Raw genomic sequence first — 2,141 nt, 5'->3', positions numbered from 1 at the left:
CAGCGGCCTCGCGCTCGCCGCGGGCGGCGGCCTGTTCGGCGGCGGCAAGCCCCGCTTCTACCCCGCGACGCTGGACGAGGACCTGCGGCGCGCGGCCCTGTTGCTGGCGCGCCGGGGCTACCCGCGGGCGGTCCTGCGCGTCGACTTCGCGGGCGCCGACCACAACGAGTCCGTGGCGATCGTGCTGACGGTGGAGCCGGGCGAGCCGGTGCTCGTGCGCAGCCTCGCCCTCGAGGGCCTGCCAGAGAACCTGACCGCGGTGCAGCGAGATACGGCTCACCGGCTCGTGCGGACAGCGGCCGGCCGGGTCTTCGACGATGACCTGCTGGAGCTCGACCGCCTGGCGCTCGTCGCGCTGCTGCGCGACGCCGGCCACGCGTCGGCGCAGGTGGCGCCCCGTGTGGTCTGGGTCGACTCGCTGCTCGTCGACGCCGTGCTCGTCGCGGAGCCCGGACTCCTGCACCGGTTCGGCGAGGTGGATCCCGGCCCGATCGCCGCCGACCTGGCGCCCCTGGTGCGCCACAGCTCGGGGCTGCGGCGCGGCGACCTCTACTCGACGCGCGCGCTGCAGCAGGCTGAGGAGAACATCCGCCGGCTCGAGCTGTTCCGTCAGGTCCGCCTGGACACCCGCCCCGCGACAGCCGACACGCTCGACGTCGTGGCCGAACTGCAGCCTGCGCCGATGCGCACCCTCACCACGAGCGTGGGCTGGTGGAGCGACGACCAGGTGCGGCTGGGCGCGTCGTGGAAGGACCGCAACCTGCTGCATGCCGGCCGCGGGCTCAGCGTGCAGGCCTCGTACTCCCGCTTCCGGCAGGACGCCGGCGTGACGGCCTGGCGGCCGGCGTATCCCGGCCCGCGCTCGGGCCTCTCGACCACGCTCAGCGTGTCGCGCGAGTCCGAGGCGGCCTACATCCTGAGCTCGGCGAAGCTGACCACCGCGCTGTCCTGGCGCCCGACCTTCATCGACCTGCTCGGCCTCTCGCTGTCCTTCGGCCGGCAGTCGCTCCACGTGGGGCCCGTGGCGAACGACGCCTTCCGCGAACGCGACGGCAACCTCACCTTGTTGTCGGGGTTCTGGTCGCGCGACGCCGCCGACGACCGGCTCCACCCGACCCGCGGCGGCGTGTCGCGCGCGAAGGTGGCCGTCACGCCGCCGGGAGGGCTGTCGGACTTCCACTTCCTGACCGCCGAGGTCGAGCGCATCCAGTACCGGCCGCTCGGCCGCGCGGTCCTGGCCGCGCGCGCCGGCCTGGGCTGGGGCCTGCCGCTCGCGGGCGACCTCGACCTGCCGCCCAACGTGCGCTACTTCGCGGGCGGCTCCACCTCCATGCGCGGCTTCAAGCGCCGCCGCCTCGGACCGGTGGACGCCGCGGGCGAGCCGCTTGGCGGCGAGGCGCGGCTGATCGCCTCAGCGGAGGTGCGGCTCCCGGTGAAGGGCCGCGTGCAGGCGGCCGTGTTCGTCGACGTCGGCCAGGCCTGGGCGCGGCACGACGACATCGACCTGAGCGAACTCGAAGTCGCCGTCGGGCCCGGCCTGATGGTGAATTCACCGGTCGGCCCTTTGCGGGCCGACCTCGGCTTCCGGCTCACCGACGTGGTGCCGGACCAACCCCGAATGGTGCTGCATGTCTCGGTCGGGCATCCGTTCTGACGCGGCGCGGCGCGCCCTGCGGCGTGCGGCGCGCGGCCTGGCCATCGCGCCGGGCGCGCTGCTGCTGCTCGTCGCGGTGCTGTTGGCGCTCGTGTTCGGCGTGCAGGACGTGCGCGAGGCCGGCCTGCGCGAAGCGCTGCGCCGCATCGACGCGCGCCTGCCCGGCGAGTTCGCCTGGTCCCGCCTGACCTGGCCCGAGCCCTGGCGCCTGCACGTCTCCGGCCTGCTCTGGACGGACGGGGCCGACACCCTCGCAACCGTCGCACGCCTCGACCTGCAGTTCGACGGCGGCGCGCTGCTGCGCCGCGACGTGGTGGCCCAACACCTTCACCTGATCGGCGTCGCTGTGGACCTGCCGCGGCTGCAGGCAAGTTTGTCGCAGATGCCCGCGCGCGCCGATTCCTCGGCCGCATACAGCGGCAGCTTCCCCCGCGAGGGCGCGCTGCCGCGCCTGCCGTCGCTCGCGTTGCGCGACGTGCAGCTTGCG

Annotated in this window: 2 protein-coding genes; both read left to right on the top strand. The window is 74.7% G+C overall.

Annotated elements, in window-relative coordinates; translation table 11 throughout:
- The coding region (locus tag Q7W29_12875) for a BamA/TamA family outer membrane protein (protein MDO9172712.1) at positions 1–1,654 on the top strand (1,654 nt) is incomplete at its 5' end.
- Positions 1,629–2,141, top strand: a 513-nt coding sequence (locus tag Q7W29_12870; GenBank protein MDO9172711.1) for a hypothetical protein, incomplete at its 3' end; no start/stop codon positions are given. The genes Q7W29_12875 and Q7W29_12870, both read left to right, overlap by 26 nt.

The organism is bacterium, assembly GCA_030654305.1.
GTDB lineage: Bacteria > Krumholzibacteriota > Krumholzibacteriia > LZORAL124-64-63 > LZORAL124-64-63 > PNOJ01.
This window is presented reverse-complemented; position numbering and strand designations above follow the sequence as displayed.